The sequence below is a fragment of the Saprospira sp. CCB-QB6 genome, assembly GCF_028464065.1.
In the GTDB taxonomy this organism is placed as follows: Bacteria; Bacteroidota; Bacteroidia; order Chitinophagales; family Saprospiraceae; genus Saprospira.
The window spans coordinates 2,680,873-2,699,164 of sequence record NZ_CP116808.1; the positions used below are offsets into that span (position 1 = coordinate 2,680,873).

Genomic DNA, 18,292 nt, shown 5'->3' on the forward strand with positions numbered 1-18,292 from the left:
TCACTTTTATCCTTTGCAGCAATTTTCTGCTAGTCGGCCCTATTTTTCTCAGCCATAGCGAAGGCTATGCCCTTAAAAAATAGCTGGCCTAGCAGAAAATTCATAGCAAACTATGGCCAAAGCAGCGCGATTAAATCTGGCTGAGGGATGGACAGCAGGGGGCCGCAAGGCCAGACCGAGCAAAAAGCTATGCTTTTTTGCGAAGGGCCGAGCGATCAGCGAGCTGCGACACAGCCCGACCCGCCCGAAGGGCGGGGCAGCCCCAAATCTAATTAGTACTGAATAATCACTCCTATAGAAGGAACCGTTACAGAACTCGTATTATCGATGCTTCTAAGTAAATAAGAGGCATTGGGCTGCCCTTCATTGATGACCGTAATAGGCTGATTGCCATCGTCGCCCTGCTCCAAAATGAGGCGAGGCTGACTGGCTGCCTGAGAGGGAAAGTTTTGGATATCAAAATAGAGCTGTAGGCTCCATTTGGGGAAATACCATTTGTAATCTACACGGAAATCCACCCCATAAAATAAATTGGTCCGCTCACTATTGAGCTGGCTATAATCTCTAAGCCCCTCTTTAAAGGTATCCCAGTTTTGGACCAAGGCCGATAGGCTGTCATTATAAGGCGTATAGGGCAAGCCCGTCTGCATACGGATATTCAAACCCAATTGTAGCTCCTGATTAACCACTGATTTTGTAAGGGCCGCCTTGCCCTTGCTTTCTCGCTTTTCATTGCGCGCCTTGCGGATCTTTTGGTTCATGATTGGGATGGTTTTGCCCAAAGCCGCATTGACAATATGGCGGCTATCCCAAGAAGAAACCACATAGTCGCCAGCTGGATTTTTAAACTCAGATTTGCCCAAGGTATAGGCCAAAATGCCATAAAACCCTTTGTAGAGTCGCTGCTGGAACAAAAACTCTAGTCCATAACTACGGCCCTCTCCACGATCATCTAAAGGGGCGGCCCCCACGACGCCAAACTCTGCCCCAAAATTGGCTAAGGCAATCTGCTCATTGAGCAAAAAGGGATAATTGTCATACTTCTTATAGTAAGCCTCTACCGAAATTTTGCTGGCCGACTCACTCAAATAACTAAAGCCCGCCACCAACTGCTGATTGCGGATGAACTTTAGACGGTCTTGATTGGCCAAATTTCCATCATTGCTTCTAAATCCAAGAGCCGTATAAGCCGGCAATTGATAGAAAATACCCGCATTGGCATTAAAGCTAATTTGAGGCGTAATGGCATAAGAGAGGGCCAAACGAGGCGAAAATTGCTCCAGAGGGTTATTCATCTGCTCCGAATAGCTATTGCCATCCAAGCGCATTCCCACTGAAACATTGAGGCGGTCTTGCAAAAAGCGCTTGCTCAGTTGGCCAAAGGCCGCATACTTATGGAAAAATAGCTCGGTCTGATAACTCACCAATTGAGGTGATCCGCCCACCAAAGCTTGCAAATCGCTGCGGTTAAAGTAGCGAACATATTGATAGCCTAGTCCATAACTTAGTTTGTAATCGCCTTTTAGGCGGATACTATGCTCTAGCCGCAGCTTGTTCTCGCTTTCTTGAGAATTGTAGTCAAAGGTTCTGGGCAGACTTTCGTCATTATCCTCATGCTTGAAGATATCGTTGTTGAGCATATTTCGGCTAAGAACAAATGTAAAGTAGCCATTCTTCTGAAACTTTTTGTAGACAGCCCCAATGGCATAATTCCATTGATTATTGACGGGCAAATTTTCTAACTGATAGCGTTGTTCGGGCGTTTCATTGGCATCTAGATTGAGCTTAAAGCGGTCTAGAGCACCCAAACCCGTAATATAAAATTGGTCCTTATTGGGTAGCTTGTACTGCCACTTGAACTGAAAATCATTGTAAGTAGGCAGAAAAGAGAGGCCAATAGCATCAAATAAAAATTGTAGATAAGATTGGCGAGCAGAAAGCAACAGACTATGGTTTTTCCCCTTGTCTAAAGGGCCCTCTAAAGCCAAGGAAACATCCGTAGCACCTACACTGGCCGTTAGACCCAAACGATCGTCCCGTGCATTCTTTTGACGAAAATTAAAGACCGAGCTTAGGCTATTGCCCCGGTTGGCTGGAAAAGCCCCGCTAAAAAAATCTACTTCCGAAATTAAATCCACATTGAGCAAACCCTGTGGCCCTCCAGAGGCCCCCTGGGTCGCATAGTGATTAATATTCGGTACCTCAATATCATCCAAAAAAAAGCGGTTTTCATTAGGTGCGCCCCCGCGGATAATTAGGTCGTTGCGAAAAGAGTTGGTGGTGGTCACCCCCGGCAAAATCCGAACTACCTTAGAAATATCTCGATTTCCCCCAGGATTACGCTGAATTTCTGCCGTTCCTATGGTTTGTAAAGAGGTTGGACTCTCTGCTTTTTGTTTAAAAGGAGAGGCCTTAACCACCACTTCTTCTACCGCTTCGCTTTCTTCTTCTAAAAAAAAGTCGATATTAGCAGGCCGAGAGTTCGTAACCTGAATTTCAGACCGGCTCTGGCTCTCATAACCCAAATAGCTTACAGTTATCGTATAAAAGCCGGGCTCTAGATTGGCAATTTCATACTCCCCCTCTAAATTACTGATACTACCCAGACCTAAACTAGGAATACCCACACTGGCCCCTATAATGGGCTGATTATTCTTGGTATCTAAAATACGCCCTTTAATCAGGCCACTTTGTCCCCAAATAGGTGTCTGCAAAAGGAAAAAGAAGACCCAAATCCCTGAGGCTAAATAAGGTTTTAGAACGTTCATGATCTTTTTTTATGGTTTTAGCGTTTAAGATGTAACAAAAACACAATATATTTTTGTTTGTTTAATTTTGGGGTAGAATTTTGGCAGAATTCTTCAACAAAAATGTTTAATAGGATGAAGAAATACGATCAGTTGATTCGGTTGCTGCCTTATTTGGCCGCTTTCGAAGAGGAGGGGAGAAATGAAAATTGGACGGCCAAGGATTTTGCGTATTGGATTTTAGAGCAGGATATCATCACCGATGATATGGTCGAATTAGAACCTGCTATGCCTTTACAGGGCAATTTGGCTGCACAGATTACGCAGTTGGTTACCCTCAATTATAAATATCTTCGCTTTTACCTCAAGAAGAAATTTAAAGAGGAGCCGGTTTCTACAATTGACGAGTTTGGCTTTTTGGCCACTTTATTAGTGGAGGGAAGCATGCAAAAAAAACAGTTAATTGATCGAAATACCATGGAGTTTAGCTCGGGTATGGAGATTATCCGCCGCCTAAAACGCGGACAGTTTATCAGCAGCCGACCCGATCCCAGCGATGGGCGAGCCAAATTGGTCTCCCTCACGCCCCAAGGAAATGCCCTCATTATGCAGTTGCTCCCACAAATGGGCCTGCTGGGCCAGCTGGCCATCGCCCCACTAACGCCCAAGGAGCAAAAACAACTGCACTATTTATTGCAAAAACTCAATGTCTATCACAATCCCATCTTCTATCAAGCCCATGAAGAGGATATGCAAACGATTTTAGCCGAGAAGTTAGGGAAGTAGTATTTTTGGGGCTGCCCCGCCCTTTGGGCGGGTCGGGCTGTCTCGCAGCTCGCTATTCGCTCGGCCCTGCGGCGGCTTTGCCGCCTTGGTCTGGCCTACGGCCACTGCTGCCCATCCCTCAGCCAAGGCGGCTGCGCGCCTTTCTAGGTCCAAAATAAAATTTAAATTCTTTTCCCTTGTTAATGAGTTAGTTATTGGGTTTTTTCTAAAAAACTTAGCTTTTTTTTACAGAAAAGTTTGGACAAACCAAATACCCGCCCTATATTTGCAATCGCAACGACGGAACAATGTCGTTCAATAACGCAGGAGGTTTGGCAGAGTGGTCGAATGCGTCGGTCTTGAAAACCGAAGACCCTTCACGGGGTCCGGGGGTTCGAATCCCTCAACCTCCGCTACTAAAAGCCTGATGGTTAGCCATCAGGCTTTATTTTTTTGGGCCAAAATTTCTTTCTTTCTCAAAAGAGTTTTATTTTTGCCCGCTGCCGAAAGGCAAGTATGCAATATTATTAATTATTCATTTTTCACTCATCCAGGTAAGATGTACGCAATCGTAGAAATTAAAGGACAACAGTTTAAGGTGAGCGAGGGTCAGGAGATCTTTGTTCATCGTCTGGATGCTAAAGAGGGTGATCAAGTTACTTTTGACAAAGTACTCCTCCTAGCAAAAGACGACACTTACCAAGTTGGTCAGCCTACCGTAGAGGCTAAAGTTAACACCACTGTATTAGAGCACCTAAAAGGTGACAAGGTAATCGTTTTCAAAAAGAAGCGTCGTAAGGGCTATCGCAAGAAAAACGGTCACCGTCAGTCTTTCACAAAAATTAAGATTGACAGCATTGCATAGGCTTATATCTATGCGAAGTTCATTATTTGTTAAATTAGTACGCTAAACATATAAAGTCATGGCACACAAGAAAGGTGTAGGTAGTACGGACAACGGACGGGATAGTAATAGTAAACGACTCGGTGTAAAGAAATACGGCGGTCAACTCGTTCGCTCTGGAAACATTATCGTTCGTCAGCGTGGTACAAAATTCCACCCCGGCGAAAATATGGGTAAAGGTAGAGACTTTACTCTTTTTGCTCTCTGCGACGGTATCGTAGAATTCAAGAAAGGCTATAAAAATCGCACTTTCGTGAATATCATCCCTGCAGAAGTAGAGGTAGTTTCTTAGGAAATTTCACATCAATGATATAAAAAGCTTTCTTTGGCCCTTGGGTTGGAGAAAGCTTTTTTTATTTTGAGGGGCGTAGCCCCTTTTTTGCCTTTTAGGGGGCGCAATTGGCCTAGCGATGTGCAGGGGTGGCCGAAGGCCAGACCTAGGCGGCAAAGCCGCCGCAGGGCCGAGCGAATAGCGAGCCCCGAAACGTAGCGCAGCAAGGCGAAGCCGCAGCTGAGGCCCCAAATTATCATTCATTTAAAAACTCCCCTTAGGATATGATTGCTCGACACACATTTAGCCAAGAAGATATAGCTGGCCGTTTAGCCAATATTCGGCGTTATGAGCCTGTATTAGATTATTATGGGCAGCAGCTCAAGGTAGAGGCGGCTTTGCTCAAGGCCATTGTGGCGGTGGAGTCTTCGGGCAATGCTCGAGCAGGAGCGGGGCGCTATAGTGGGGCCAAGGGGTTGATGCAGATTACGCGGCAGACTTGGATGGCGACCATTCAGCAGTTTCCAGATTTGCGTTATCGGAATACTAAATTGAGTGAGTATTTGGACCGAGATAAAAATGATGTTTGGGCCGATGCTTCTTTAAATACCTTGATTGGAACTTTGGCTTTGATCTTAAAGGCGCGGAGTTTGAGCCGGATGACGGGCCTGGCCATTTCGGCCAATGACCCCAAGGATGCACCTATGTTGCTCACGGCTTATAATGCTGGAGAGTACACGGTTATGAAAGCATTTGAACGGGCCAAAGCGGGGGGGAGTAAAGACCCACAGATGGATTTTTTGGATCAGCCGCATTTGCAGGGCGCCATTAAGGATGTGGTAGAGCGCTTTAATTTGAGCTGGGATACGGCGGCCAAGTTTAAAGAAATTAGCCAATATGCGGCCAAGGTATTTAGCTTTTTGGATGTTTTTCGGGGAAATACTAGTTCCACAAATAATACGGGAACAAACAACAACAGCGCGCCTCAAGAAGAAGATCCAAAGCCTACACCTACGCCAACGCCACAGCCAACTGTAAAATACTATACCGTCGTTTCGGGAGATACGGGCTACGGCATTGCTCGAAAGTTGGGTATTTCTTTCAGCAAATTATCGGCGGCGAATCCAGGGGTAAATTGGGCTCGTTTGTCTTTGGGTCAAAAGTTACAAGTAGGAGAGGGGCAGCCTCAGCCAGAGCAGCCAGTTCGGCCAGAGCCGCCCAAAACGCCTAAAATTTATACCGTTCAGCGAGGAGATAGTTTGGGCATTTTGTCGCGCAAATTTAATGTGAGTATAGCGCAAATTAAGGCCTTGAATAAAGATCAATTGCAGCGTTGGGGAACTGTAGAAGGCTTCTTTGTGGGAGCCAAAATTAAGTTGCCACAGTAAGCTTGTTGAATGCTTAAAAGGCCCCATATCTTGGAAAGATATGGGGCCTTTTTTTAGATCAATTCATTGGGCAGGGGACTTTCATAGAGTTCGATCACTCTTCCTTTATCATCTTTTCGGCGGCTTTTCTTCACCCATTGGCGTTCTTTCTGCATTTTCTTTGCGTAGGCTTTGGGTTGGATAATCACGCCTCTATACTCGCAGATGGCCTTGATAAATTCGGCTCCAATAAAAATTAGTTGCGCCGAATAATACACCCAGAGCAAAATAATAATTAGCGAGCCTGTGGCTCCATAGGCGCTCACAATACTCGTGTGACTGAGGTAGTAGCCCATTAGCAATTGGCCCAACCAAAAGAGAATGGCCGAGAAAATAGAGCCCCACCAGATATAGCGCCAGCGAAGGCGGGCGGCGGGCAAAATCTTATACATCAGCATAAAGAAAATGGCAATGATAAGAATAGAGACGCCTAGGTTGATAAAGACCAAAAAGTTAGACGTAAAATAGCTTACCGCAGGGGCCAGCTGATCGGGCAGATGGCTAGCCACCCAAGCTTGATGTCCCTTAATATAAGTGCTTAGGCCTAAAATAAGTCCATTGAGCAAGATAGAAAGGACCAATAAACCGCCAATGCTGAGAATCATCCCAAAAGACAAGATGCGGTTAATAATCATTTGCAAAATTTGCATCTTTCGGGCAACTTCTCGAACCCCAAAAATGGTATTGAGGGCCTCCTGTAGCGCGTAGAAAATATGGGTAGAAAGAAAAATTAGAAAACCCAAACCCAGGATGGTGGCTAACCAGTTTGTGCTCGGACTTCCAATATTCTTTACGGCATTTTGAATCTGTTCTGCGGCGGCCTCGCCCACAAACTCTACAATAGTATCGTAAATTCGGCCTTCTACAGCCGCTTCGCCTAAAAAGAAGCCCACCAAGCCAATGATGATAATCAAAATGGCCGGTAGCGAAAAAATAGTATAATAGGCTAAGGCGGCTCCCATCCGCTGCACGCGGTCTTGTCCATAACTATCTATGGTTGCCTTAATAACCAAATAGACGGGACGTAAGTAAAGGCGGAAAAAATTTCTAAAAATGCGTAACATGATCAGCTGATTTTCCTCAAAATAGGGAGATTCCCTGATGAACTCATAAAAAAAGCAGATTGTCATCTCGACAATCTGCTTGCTGTAGGTATAAGTTTCATCTTATCAAACGAGCGTAAGCCTTGGAAAATTTCACTCATATGGGGTAGTGTTCAGCGTACCTACAGTTAAAATTTATCAGTCAGAAGTGATAAACTCCGTTAGTAAAAATACAAGCTTAATTGATAAAAAAGGAATATTAGAGCAGGTTTTTGTTCAATAAAATTGATCAAAACGAATAGCTTTTTATTAAACCGTATGATTTTAGTCTAAATAAATGTCCATTTTTATAAAAAAAGCGCTAAAAACTGAATTTTATTCGGCCCAAGGATCTACTTGCAAAAAGGGATCTGCCCATTCTGCTTTATTGACATAGCTCGTATCGGTCAAGGCATGTAAGAACGCAACAAGATCTTGTTTTTCTTGGGAGGTCAAATGAGGGAGTTCTGGCGCAGTACTTAGTTCATTGGCTACATTGGGACCACGACCCGCAGAAGTGTGATCTGTGTAATGATCCAAAACTTCTTCTAAGGTAGCAAAACGACCATCATGCATATAAGGCGCTGTTAAGCCCACATTACGTAAACTAACTTCTCTAAAACGACCATTGTCTACTACAGAACCCGTAATTCCTCCCAAACCATTATCGTTAAACTCAGTAAAGCTATTTACCGAATCAATGGCATTGTTGGAAAAGCTATTGCGAGCAAAAATAGCCGCATCTCGTGTAAAGCTATGGCAATGCGCACATTCTGCATCTTTGGTGCTAGCACTGCCCAATGCATCTCCCAAAAAGAGCAGTTTTCCCCTTTGGGCCGCTTCACTCATATACTCAAAAGGTACCCATTCGTCTCGGTCATATTCCGAGTCTGCAGAGTTCAAGGTCCGCAAAAATTGCGCTAGGGCTTTGCCCGCCAACTCTTTAGTCATTTCATCAATATGGTCAATCCCAAAAGCCTGACGAAACATGCGCGGATAATGCTCATGCGCCTTCAACCGCTGCATCACTTCTTCCCAGTTGTTCATCATTTCTAATGGATGCTCTACAGGAGAAAGAACCTGCTCTTCTAAACTCGCAAATTTTCCATCCCAGTTGAAGTTGTGCTGGCTGTTTTGCTTCCAGTTATAACCCACATTGATTAGCGACATGCTATTTCGAGTCCCCAAGGCCCCACCTACACCAATGCCTACCGCACTCCCATCTGTAAAGGCCTTATCTTGCTGATGACAACTCGAACAAGAAATGCTGTGGTCTATAGATAAGGCCTTTTCATAAAATAAATAACGACCCAATTTAACCCCAGCTTCTGTAGCTCGATTATCCGAGGGCTCCTCCATGGCCGGCAAGCCATTGATTTCAGGATAATCATAGGCTACCGGATTATAGGGAATGCTATCTAAACTACCTACCGTTGGCGAAATAGGACCAATATCCTCAGGCTTGGGATCGCAGGCCGTTTCTAATAATAACAAACTGCCCAAACCTAAACTCAAATACAGAAGGGATTTCTTAAACATAATTTATTGCAATTCTAGGGCTTGGCCCATATTCGTAATAATGGTTTTTACAATGGCATAATCGGCTGTGCTAGAATCACCAGAGTGACTGACATTATTCGCTGCAATCGGAATCTCTTGCCCAGCTTTGTAAAATACCTCTTTTATATCAATACTAAAGTTCAAATCAACATCCTGATCCAAATTGAACGCTTTACTAAAACTCTTCTGCTGATACATGCCATCTACCCCAGAATGATACAAAAAGCTAATTTCTCCCCCCGCAGCATTGGGCAAGCTATCAATTTTTCCCTCGGTCCGCGTAAAAATATAGCTGTCCCAAGCTGTCCAATAATTTCCCGCATCCCCCAAAGCCGTCGCACTACTAAAATCAGCTGGATCCATAGCATTCAAATCAGGCGCAACCCCCAAGCCAAAGCGGATTGCCGTGAAATTTCCCGCCTCCGCCAAAGAATAATTCAAATCAACCCCAGCTTCAGCCGCCGCAGCATCCACCAGATTACTAAAGTTAAGGTAAGCCGAGCTGTCAATTGTAACCCAATCCCCATTTTCTTTCTGAATTTCAACATAAGAAAGAAAGAAATTCAAGGTCTGTAACTGAAAACTCTCCCCATTGGGCGCCAGCACATCCGTAAACATCGGCAAAGCTTGCCCATCAAACTGCGCCTTAAAGTTTAATCTCAAGTTTTTCTCCTCTGTCGATGGATTCACAGGCTCCTTTTTGCAAGATGCCGCCCAACCCATTAGGGCCAAAATTAAAAATGCTGATAAATAACGCATAAGTCAAATTTAAGTGAATGAACAAGTCTGATTGTATTGTTTTGGGGCCTCCGCCTCGCTGCGCTCGTCGGCGCTACGCTCCGCAGCTCGCTATTCGCTCGGCCCTTCAGCGCTTGCAGCGCTTCGGTCTGGCCTGCGGCCACTGCTGCACATCGCTAGGCCGCTCTACCAATTCCTTCGCTTTTGGCCTTCTGCTCTGGCCCCCTAACTATAAAGATAAGATAAAGAACAAGGCCCAATTTCTATGTGCAAGGAGTTACTAGATCCCAATACTAATATAAAAGTACGCTTTTGTAGAACTCCTCTGCTCTCACTCAACAACTTCCCCAAAAGCTAAGGGCAGTCGCCAAAAGTTCACTATCTTTCGCCCAAAGATTAAACGAGGACTATGCTAAAAGGATTGGCGAACTTTCCGCTCTACCAAAATTTATTGGCGGCTAAGGCCCAAAAACAAAAGGGCTTTGCCCTATTGGTCGACCCCGATAAACTTAAGACGAAGGAATTGAACGAAACGATTGAACGAGCTGTTTGGGCTGGTGTAGATTATTTCTTTGTGGGCGGTAGCCTACTACTCAACGACGTTTTAGAGGAGGTGGTGCATACACTCAAAACCCAAAGTAATATTCCCGTTTTTCTTTTTCCAGGCTCTCTCCGCCAAATTAGCCATAATGCTGACGCCTTGTTGCTGCTTTCGCTTATCTCTGGCCGCAATCCAGATTTGCTCATTGGCCAACATGTAGAAGCAGCTGCCTATTTGCGCAAAAGCCCACTCGAAATTTTACCCACGGGCTATATGCTTATCGATGGCGGAAAACCCACTTCGGTTTCTTATATTAGTAATACGCAACCCATTCCCGCCAATAAAGAAGATATTGCTATCTGTACCGCCTTAGCTGGCCAATTATTAGGCCTCAAACTGATTTATATGGATGCGGGCTCTGGAGCACTTCATCCCGTTTCTACTCAAATGATAGAGGCGGTGTCTTCCGCTATAGAACTACCCCTAATTGTTGGCGGAGGTATCCGAACAGCCGAAAAAGTGGCCCAAAATATTCAAGCAGGAGCAGATTTGGTCGTGGTGGGCAATGCCCTAGAAAAAGACCCACAACTGATGGCCGAAATGGTGGCCGCCTGCCACTAAATTAAGTTCAACTTTAGATTTTAACGCATTTTATGCAAGGAACTGTAATTAAATCCACTGGCGCTTGGTATCGTGTCCAAACGCCTGATCATAAAGTTTACGATTGCCGCATCAAAGGAAAGTTTAGGCTCAAAGGCTATAAACTCACCAACCCGGTAGCTGTAGGCGATGAGGTCCTTTTTGAACAAGAAAAGGGCCTAGAAACGGGCATGATTCATAAGATTTTGCCCCGCCAAAACTATGTGCTTCGCCGATCTACTCGCCAAAAGCACCATCAACATTTGATTGCTTGTAATTTGGACCAAGCGCTTTTGGTGGTCACGCTTCGAGAACCCAATGTCAAATTGGGCTTTATTGATCGCTTTTTACTGACCACAGAAGCCTATTCTATTCCCACTTACATTATTCTCAACAAGGCCGACCTTTATGATGAGGATGATCTAGAAATGTATGAGGGCCTCAAAATTTTGTATGGCCGAGCAGGCTATCAAACTCGTTTGGTTTCTGCAGAAACTGGAGAGGGCCTAGAAGAACTCAAATTGTTGCTCAAGGATAAGCGCAGTCTTTTTTCTGGTCACTCTGGAGTAGGTAAATCTTCTTTGATCAATGCTTTGGCGCCTGGTCTTGGTTTACGAACCAGTGAGGTGTCTGATTATACGCAAAAGGGAATGCATACCACCACCTTTGCCGAGTTATTTCGCTTGCCCGAGGGCGGTGAAATTATTGATACGCCAGGTATTAAGGAGTTGGGCTTTCTCAATTTGGAACCCCAAGATGTAGCCCATAATTTTCCAGAAATATTTGAGGCCTCTAAAAACTGTAAGTATAATAACTGCTTGCATATCAATGAGCCGCATTGTGCAGTAAAAGCAGCTTTAGAAACGGGGGAAGTTCATGAGTTGCGCTACCAAAGTTATTTGTCTATTATGGAGGAAATCCAAGAACAAAACCATTGGGAGCGACATTTATAAATTGGGCCAGTTAGGCGGCGAAGCCGCCCTGGCTTAGCGATGGGAAGGGGTGGCCGAAGGCCAGACCGAGCAAAATGAGCGCAGCGAAATTTTGTGAAGGGCCGAGCGAATAGCGAGCCCTGACACAGCCCGACCCGACCGCAGGGAGGGGCAGCCCCAAAAAATATAAAAAAGAAGAAAATGAAAAATCAACCGCTAGTCAATAGAGTGGCGCAAAGTAGCCTAGTCAACTTTAATTTGGAAGATTATTATCCTCAGGCTGAAATTTTGGTCTTTGACATCAAAGATTATCTTTTTAAAGGCTTAATTTTGAGGGAGAAAGATTTTCGACAGGCGCTCAAAGAGATAGATTGGAGCCAATATGAGGGCAAAAACCTGCGGGTTTATTGTTCTGCAGATGCCATTGTGCCGACTTGGGCTTATCAATTGGTGGTCAGTTTGGCTGCTCCTTATGCTTTGGCGATTCGTTTTGGGAGTGAGGAAGAATTTTTGGCTGGGCATTATCAGGTTGTTTTGGGCCAATTGGATTTGGCGGAATTTGAGGGCAAGCCCGTGGTGGTCAAAGGATGTAGTGATAAGCCGGTGCCGCCTGCGGCCTATATGGAGATTACGCGAATTTTGCAGCCTGTAGCGAAAAGTATTATGTTTGGCGAGGCCTGTTCGACGGTTCCAATTTATAAGCAAAAAAAGAAATAAGATGAAAGTGCTATCCTCCTTATTAGTTTATAGTTTAGGTACAACGGCTTTTTTGGCCTTTTTGGTTTTGACCTCTTATACGGACCCAACGGATCAGCCAGAAGCTGCGCCTCAGGCGCCAAAATTGGAGCATGTACAGCAGGTGCAGATGCCAAAGATTCCTGATTCATTGAGTTTTGCTGGCGAGCTTGTTCCGATTAAGGATATGGATATGCGGGAGCGTTTTGATCGAGAACAATTGTCGATTTGTTTTCGTCATTCGGCCACCATTCATAGTATGAAACTGGCCAATCGCTATTTTCCGATGATGGAGGAGGTACTCAAAAAAAATGGGGTACCCGATGATTTCAAGTATTTGGCAGTTACGGAAAGTAATTTGTTAAATGCGACTTCGCCTGCTGGGGCTAAAGGGATTTGGCAATTTATGCCAGCTACGGCTCGTATGTATGGATTGGAAGTGAATAAGGAGGTGGATGAGCGCCTGAATTTTTATTTGGTGACCGAGGCGGCTTGTAAGTTACTCAAGCGTTTAAAAGGAAAATTTGGTAGTTGGACCTTGGCTGCGGCGGCTTATAATTGTGGTGAAGGCCGTGTTCAGGAGCGGCAAAATGCTCAGGGAGGCAAGGCGTATTATGATTTGGAGTTGCCTGCGGAAACGATGCGTTATTTGCCACGTATTTTTGCGACCAAATGTATTTTGTCTAATCCAGAGAGCTATGGTTTTTTCTATGAGGAGGATGATCTTTATCCCGCTTTTCCGGCTTATCGTTTAGTAACAGTAAATGGTCCTACGAATTGGGCGGCTTTCTGCAAGGAGCAGGGGGTTAGTTATCGGACCCTCAAATTGCATAATCCTTGGATTCTCAGTAGCAAATTGACCAATGCCAAGCGAAAAAGTTATACGATTCGTTTGCCAAAAGCTAGGGGAGGACTTTAGCGATAAAAAGCGCAGTTATCTAAATTGATAACTGCGCTTTTTTATTTGGTCTAAAATAACATAGCTTAGGCTCTAGCTGCCGAGCAACTAGAGCCTGAGATATAAAGCAAAAAGGGGGATAGACTTAATCGTCTAGGCCTTCATTGCCAAAGTCTACTGCGGGAGCAGCTACTTCTTTAACCTTAGGAGCTACCATAAGGCGGCCACGGTAAAAACCACACTCGCCACAAACGTGGTGAGGCAATTTAGGAGCGCCACAGTTTTGGCAGTCGATTACGTTAGGAGCCTCGATTTTATAGTGGGTACGACGCTTACGCTTACGCTGTTTTGATATTCTACTCTTAGGATGTGCCATTTCTACAGAATTTTATAAAGTACTATTTTTTCAATAATATGTAAAGGGTTATTCTAAGTCTAAATCTTTGAGAGCATCCCAGACAGAAGAATTTGGAGTTTCATCTTCCTCCTCTTCTTCTTCAGCGACTTGGCTGTATTGGTCGAGCAAATCCAAGATTTCTGGAGGACAACCCTGATCGGGATGGACCTTTCGAATTGGAATAGCGAGCACCAACAACTCATAGAGTGTATTGGCCAAATCTAGCTGACTAGCCCCATGTTGCAGATAAATGAGCTCGGGCTCAGGAAACTCAGGCAATTCATGCACAAACTTAACAATCATTTGCTCATTTAGCGAAATGGGCAAGTCAAAATCTTGTCCACAGAGGTCGCATTGGGCTGGAACATGGCCAGAAAGCTGAAAGTCAAGCTGCATAAACTGCTGCTTTTTGAGCATTTGCAGTTTAACTACGACTTGGGCCTGATCTAGAGGGGTATCCTCAAAGGCACTTAAGAACTTTTCATTGAGCTCAAAATCAAACTGATGTTGGCCATCGGCCAAACTCAGAAAATTGATCGCATAGGCTCTAAGATGTTTCATGTCTCCGCTTTTTTTGGAAACGCCTGCAAAAATAGGCAATTTTCAATAAAATAATAATTTTTACAGCCTAGATATTAAAAAACAGTCTTTTAGGCTGCAGCAGACCCTCAAAAGGAAAAAAGGGGGCAAGAAGTTCCCGTTTTTTAGAAGGGGATATCATTTATGCTGCCGTTGTCATTATTCATTTTAGAGGAAAGGGGGCTGGGTTCGCCGCCTAGGTTGGAGGGCAATTGGAAATTGCCGCCAGCTTGTTGTAGGCCAGTAAAGTCTTGATCTTCCAGATTAGAGAAGAGGGCGTATTGGCCATCCCAGCGTAGGCGAACGGTTTCTAGCGAACCATTACGGTGTTTAGCGATGATAATTTCGCCAATATTTTGAAGTGAGTTGCCTTCTTCATCTTCTAGGATATCGTAATATTCTGGACGATAGATAAAGGTCACGATATCGGCATCTTGCTCGATGGCACCAGATTCCCGAAGGTCAGAAAGCATGGGGCGTTTGGAACCGCCACGGGTTTCTACGGCACGGCTCAGCTGCGAGAGGGCGATAACGGGCACATTGAGTTCTTTGGCCAGGGCCTTGAGTCCACGAGAGATGGTTGAAATCTCTTGTTCTCGGTTTCCGTTTTTATCGCCACCGCCTGCGGTCATTAGTTGGAGGTAGTCAATAATAACGAGTTGGATATCGTGTTGCATTTTGAGGCGGCGGCATTTGGCGCGCAGTTCAAAGATGCTAATGCCTGGGGTATCATCAATAAAGATGGGCATTTTGCCCAATTGGTCTACCTGAGCATAGAGTTGTTGCCATTCATAATCTTCGAGTTGGCCTTTACGGAGTTTTTCGGAAGAGATTTGGGTTTGCATCGAAATAATCCGGTTGACTAGTTGGACGCTAGACATCTCTAAAGAGAAAAAGGCGACCCCTGAGCTAAATTGTGCGGCTGCATTTTTGGCTACAGCTAGGGTGAAACTAGTTTTACCCATACCTGGACGGGCGGCAACGATGACCAAATCACTGGGTTGCCAACCAGAGGTTACTCGGTCCAGGGCGGTAAAGCCAGAAGGGACACCCGTGAGTCCATCTTCCTTTTCTGATAGCTCCTCGAATTGTTTGATGGCCATATTGACCAGGGTACTCATGCCCATAGAGCCTCTGCTGAGGTTTTGTTCGGTAATGCCAAAGAGGCCTTGTTCGGCCTTATCGAGGAGGTCGAATACATCGGCGGTATCTTCATAGGCCTCATTGATGGTTTCTGTAGACACCCGAATGAGCTCCCTTTGGATGAACTTTTGGGAAATGATGCGGGCGTGATATTCCACGTTGGCGGAAGAGGCTACGCGGTTGGTGAGTTCTACTAATTGGTAGGGGCCGCCCACGGCATCTAGTTTGCCCATTTTGCGGAGCTCTTCGGTAACGGTCAGCAAATCGACGGGATTACTATCTTCAAAGAGTTTGCAGATGGCCTTATAAATATGTTGGTGGCGTTCGACATAGAAGCTTTCGGGAGAAAGGATATCGATGACGATGGCCAGGGCATCTTTATCGAGCATGAGTGCGCCCAAGACGGCCTCTTCGAGGGCGGGGGCTTGGGGCTGTACTTTCCCAAAGGCGTTATTGCCTTGAGGTTGCTTGAAGCTCTTGAGATTTTTCTTTTGGTCAGTCTTGTTAAAATTCATAGCTAGCGGAGTCTTTCAAATAATTGCATATCAATTAGATGAGGTCTTAATTGGTGGTGCTTGTCTGATTTGCAGAGGGCAAATTTGCTAAGAAAAAAAGGGAATAAAAAATTTGTTCTTTGGAACTCATTTTTTTGTCTCCTTAAAATGGGCGTTTTGGGTTTTTTTCTGGCCTATATTTTTTTGGAGGGGACAGGCGGCGAAGCCGCCGCAGGCTGAGGGGCTGTAGCAGGGCCGCCGTAGGCGGCAGACCGAGGCGCATTAGCGCCGAAGGGCCGAGCGAATAGCGAGCTGCGGAATGGCCCGACCCGACCAAAGGGAGGGGCAGCCCCAAATTATTATTCTTCAAGAATTAAAATTTCTTCTGTAATTGGGCCATAGACTTTTTCTTTTTGGGCATTGTAGAGGCTGAGATGAATTTTGTGTTGGCCTGGGGGGAGATTTTGGAGGCTGTGGGCCTGCCATTTTTGGATCCACCATTGTCGATCTTGGTTGAGTTCGAGCAGGACCTGATAGTTTTGGGGGCCAAGTTGGCAATTATAGCGATAAAAATCGACAATCACATTTTGGGCTTCTTCGGGGGAGAATTGGCCGAGGGGGCTGGCATAGGCAATTTGGGCTTTGGGGCTGGCTAGGCTTTTTCGGACCGATTGATTGAGGGTTTCTATATCTCGGCAAACAAAGGCTTGGGGAGCGCGGATGACTTGGCCGTTGGGGGCAGAGAGGAAGGCTTTGAATTGGTGGGGACCGTTGGGAATATTGATTTGAAAATTGCGATCATTTTGGGCGGCATGCAGGCTATCGTCTAGCACTAGATGAAGATGTAGGCCCAAGGGAATATACTTTTGGCCTTTTTTGCGCAGGCTATCAACGGCTTGGCCCAATAAAAGGTTTTGAACAATCATTGTGAGGCGGCCATTTTGGTAGTTGAAGCCGCGCATTTGGATACTACTATCTTGATCGAGGGCCAAGGCGGGCAGGGGCAAAAGCTTAACTTTTGAGAAGTCCTTTTTTTTATTAGAAGTTTGGCAGCTTAGGAGGAAAAAAGGAAAGAGAAAGAGAAAAAATGCTAATTTTACGCGCATAAACCTATAATTTTGGGGCCCCCTTCTTTTGGGGCAGATTATTTTAAAGCATTTAAGCCTAAGAGTTAAGCCCTTTTGAACTACTTAGTTTAGTTAAAAAATAACTATATTTAACGCTAAATCAACATTTAGGGTCTGGTAGCCTTGACCGGACTAAAAGAAAGCGAAAACTCTGAAGCATTAACATTGTACAAAATTATCAGTCAGATGAAAATTTTAAAACCTATACTCCTTTTTTGCATCCTCGCAAGCTGGGGGCAACTGCAGGCGCAGGACGTTCACTTTAGTATGTTCGACATGTCGCCAGTGAACCTCAACCCTGCCTATACGGGCTTTTACGAGGGGACCTTCCGTGTGGGAGGAATCTATCGTAGCCAATGGCAAGGTTTGGGCACCAACAGTACGCTACCTCAGGGCGCCACAGGCAATGCATACCCTACCTCTTTTTCGGGCTATCAAACGCCTTCTGCCTTTATTGATGCCCCTTTGATTGGGATCAAGGGAAAAGACAAATTTGGTCCCGCTAAACATTGGTTTGGTGCTGGAATTAACTTCTATAACGATCAAGTTTCTTATTTGTCGACCCTCAAAGCAGAATTGGCCCTAGCTTTTCATGCTGGCCTTGGCGCTCGAGGCAACACTCGCCTCTCTTTTGGCTTTAAAGGGGGAATTATCCAACAGTCTGTTGGCGACGCTAGCGACTATACCTTTGAAAATGATATCACTGGAGGTACTGCCGAAACTTTTGCTAGCGGAACTGCTAGCGGAATGGATTTCTCTGCAGGTTTGATGCTTTCTCATGTGGCCGCTGGTTGGAATATCGAGGCGGGCGTGGCTTATAACCACCTCAACTCTCCCGAATTGACGATCACTAACGATGTCTATAGCTTGCCTTCTAATATCATCGGTAGCGTTCGCTCTAATATTAGCCTAACGCGCAAGTTGTCTGTTCGCCCTATGGCTTTTGTTCAGTACATGGACGCTGCTTTTGAGGCCAACCTTCAAGCACTTGCCGCTATCCACTTCAATGATACTAAGGACTTCAATCTATTGGCAGGTGCTGGTTACCGCCTCTCGGATGCTGCCTTTGCTCGCCTTGGCCTAGAATATCGCGGCCTTTCTTTTGGTGTAGCCTATGACTTTAACCTTTCTGGTTTGTCTAACAGCAACTATAGCGGCAACAATCTTCGTGGCCAAGGCTTCGAGTTGGGCCTTACTTATATCGCCAAAATTTACAGAACACCTGTGGTCAAAGAAATTCTCTTTAACCCTCGTTTCTAATTATTGTTTGCTGTTTTGGGGCCTCCGCAGCTCCGCTGCGGCGCTACGCTACG

The 18,292-nt window shown here is 45.2% G+C and carries 17 protein-coding genes and 1 tRNA gene; 10 read left to right on the top strand and 8 right to left on the bottom strand.

Features of this window, described 5'->3' with window-relative positions; all coding sequences use genetic code 11:
* Positions 1 to 272 precede the first annotated feature (272 nt).
* Positions 273 to 2,768 carry a TonB-dependent receptor gene (locus tag PPO43_RS10325; RefSeq protein ID WP_272617496.1) on the bottom strand — a complete coding sequence of 832 codons (2,496 nt, stop codon included), beginning with the start codon at positions 2,766 to 2,768 and terminating at the stop codon, positions 273 to 275.
* 114 nt (positions 2,769 to 2,882) lie between these two features.
* Between PPO43_RS10325 and PPO43_RS10330 the strand changes: the two genes are divergently transcribed.
* From PPO43_RS10330 to PPO43_RS10350, 5 genes are all read left to right on the top strand, one after another.
* Complete coding sequence (locus tag PPO43_RS10330) at positions 2,883 to 3,533, top strand: MarR family winged helix-turn-helix transcriptional regulator (RefSeq protein ID WP_272617497.1); 651 nt, start codon at positions 2,883 to 2,885, stop codon at positions 3,531 to 3,533.
* Between the two features lie 305 nt (positions 3,534 to 3,838).
* Positions 3,839 to 3,925 (top strand) — tRNA-Ser (locus PPO43_RS10335).
* A gap of 14 nt (positions 3,926 to 3,939) precedes the next feature.
* Positions 3,940 to 4,377 carry a 50S ribosomal protein L21 gene (rplU, locus tag PPO43_RS10340; RefSeq protein ID WP_336298908.1) on the top strand — a complete coding sequence of 146 codons (438 nt, stop codon included), beginning with the start codon at positions 3,940 to 3,942 and terminating at the stop codon, positions 4,375 to 4,377.
* A 58-nt stretch (positions 4,378 to 4,435) separates the two neighbouring features.
* Positions 4,436 to 4,708, top strand: a complete 273-nt coding sequence (gene rpmA, locus PPO43_RS10345; protein ID WP_015693039.1) for a 50S ribosomal protein L27 — start codon at positions 4,436 to 4,438, stop codon at positions 4,706 to 4,708.
* A 263-nt stretch (positions 4,709 to 4,971) separates the two neighbouring features.
* Positions 4,972 to 6,075, top strand: coding sequence for a LysM peptidoglycan-binding domain-containing protein (locus tag PPO43_RS10350; protein WP_272617501.1), 1,104 nt, complete (start codon positions 4,972 to 4,974; stop codon positions 6,073 to 6,075).
* Positions 6,076 to 6,128: 53 nt separating this feature from the next.
* Here the strand turns inward: PPO43_RS10350 and PPO43_RS10355 are convergent, their stop codons facing one another.
* The 3 genes from PPO43_RS10355 to PPO43_RS10365 all read right to left on the bottom strand — a co-directional run bounded on the left by PPO43_RS10355 (position 6,129) and on the right by PPO43_RS10365 (position 9,515).
* On the bottom strand, positions 6,129 to 7,178 hold the full coding sequence (locus tag PPO43_RS10355; RefSeq protein ID WP_272617503.1) for a YihY/virulence factor BrkB family protein: 1,050 nt from the start codon (positions 7,176 to 7,178) through the stop codon (positions 6,129 to 6,131).
* A gap of 354 nt (positions 7,179 to 7,532) precedes the next feature.
* Positions 7,533 to 8,735 carry a cytochrome-c peroxidase gene (locus PPO43_RS10360; RefSeq protein ID WP_272617505.1) on the bottom strand — a complete coding sequence of 401 codons (1,203 nt, stop codon included), beginning with the start codon at positions 8,733 to 8,735 and terminating at the stop codon, positions 7,533 to 7,535.
* 3 nt (positions 8,736 to 8,738) lie between these two features.
* Complete coding sequence (locus tag PPO43_RS10365; protein ID WP_272617508.1) at positions 8,739 to 9,515, bottom strand: MbnP family protein; 777 nt, start codon at positions 9,513 to 9,515, stop codon at positions 8,739 to 8,741.
* A gap of 388 nt (positions 9,516 to 9,903) precedes the next feature.
* On the opposite strand from PPO43_RS10365, the gene PPO43_RS10370 reads away from it, so the two are divergent.
* The 4 genes from PPO43_RS10370 to PPO43_RS10385 all read left to right on the top strand — a co-directional run bounded on the left by PPO43_RS10370 (position 9,904) and on the right by PPO43_RS10385 (position 13,260).
* On the top strand, positions 9,904 to 10,656 hold the full coding sequence (locus PPO43_RS10370) for a geranylgeranylglyceryl/heptaprenylglyceryl phosphate synthase (protein ID WP_272617510.1): 753 nt from the start codon (positions 9,904 to 9,906) through the stop codon (positions 10,654 to 10,656).
* A 32-nt stretch (positions 10,657 to 10,688) separates the two neighbouring features.
* The gene (gene rsgA / locus PPO43_RS10375) at positions 10,689 to 11,627 is read left to right on the top strand and encodes a ribosome small subunit-dependent GTPase A (RefSeq protein ID WP_272617511.1); all 939 of its coding nucleotides are present in this window, start codon (positions 10,689 to 10,691) and stop codon (positions 11,625 to 11,627) included.
* Between the two features lie 180 nt (positions 11,628 to 11,807).
* On the top strand, positions 11,808 to 12,323 hold the full coding sequence (locus PPO43_RS10380; RefSeq protein WP_272617513.1) for a DUF2480 family protein: 516 nt from the start codon (positions 11,808 to 11,810) through the stop codon (positions 12,321 to 12,323).
* 1 nt (position 12,324) lies between these two features.
* On the top strand, positions 12,325 to 13,260 hold the full coding sequence (locus PPO43_RS10385) for a lytic transglycosylase domain-containing protein (RefSeq protein WP_272617515.1): 936 nt from the start codon (positions 12,325 to 12,327) through the stop codon (positions 13,258 to 13,260).
* A gap of 124 nt (positions 13,261 to 13,384) precedes the next feature.
* Here the strand turns inward: PPO43_RS10385 and rpmF are convergent, their stop codons facing one another.
* The 4 genes from rpmF to PPO43_RS10405 all read right to left on the bottom strand — a co-directional run bounded on the left by rpmF (position 13,385) and on the right by PPO43_RS10405 (position 16,958).
* The gene (rpmF, locus tag PPO43_RS10390; RefSeq protein WP_002659500.1) at positions 13,385 to 13,615 is read right to left on the bottom strand and encodes a 50S ribosomal protein L32; all 231 of its coding nucleotides are present in this window, start codon (positions 13,613 to 13,615) and stop codon (positions 13,385 to 13,387) included.
* Positions 13,616 to 13,663: 48 nt separating this feature from the next.
* Complete coding sequence (locus tag PPO43_RS10395) at positions 13,664 to 14,197, bottom strand: YceD family protein (protein ID WP_272617520.1); 534 nt, start codon at positions 14,195 to 14,197, stop codon at positions 13,664 to 13,666.
* A 143-nt stretch (positions 14,198 to 14,340) separates the two neighbouring features.
* The gene (dnaB, locus tag PPO43_RS10400) at positions 14,341 to 15,873 is read right to left on the bottom strand and encodes a replicative DNA helicase (protein WP_272617522.1); all 1,533 of its coding nucleotides are present in this window, start codon (positions 15,871 to 15,873) and stop codon (positions 14,341 to 14,343) included.
* Positions 15,874 to 16,211: 338 nt separating this feature from the next.
* On the bottom strand, positions 16,212 to 16,958 hold the full coding sequence (locus PPO43_RS10405; protein ID WP_272617525.1) for a hypothetical protein: 747 nt from the start codon (positions 16,956 to 16,958) through the stop codon (positions 16,212 to 16,214).
* Between the two features lie 207 nt (positions 16,959 to 17,165).
* Between PPO43_RS10405 and PPO43_RS10410 the strand changes: the two genes are divergently transcribed.
* The gene (locus PPO43_RS10410; RefSeq protein ID WP_272617526.1) at positions 17,166 to 18,239 is read left to right on the top strand and encodes a PorP/SprF family type IX secretion system membrane protein; all 1,074 of its coding nucleotides are present in this window, start codon (positions 17,166 to 17,168) and stop codon (positions 18,237 to 18,239) included.
* Positions 18,240 to 18,292 lie beyond the last annotated feature (53 nt).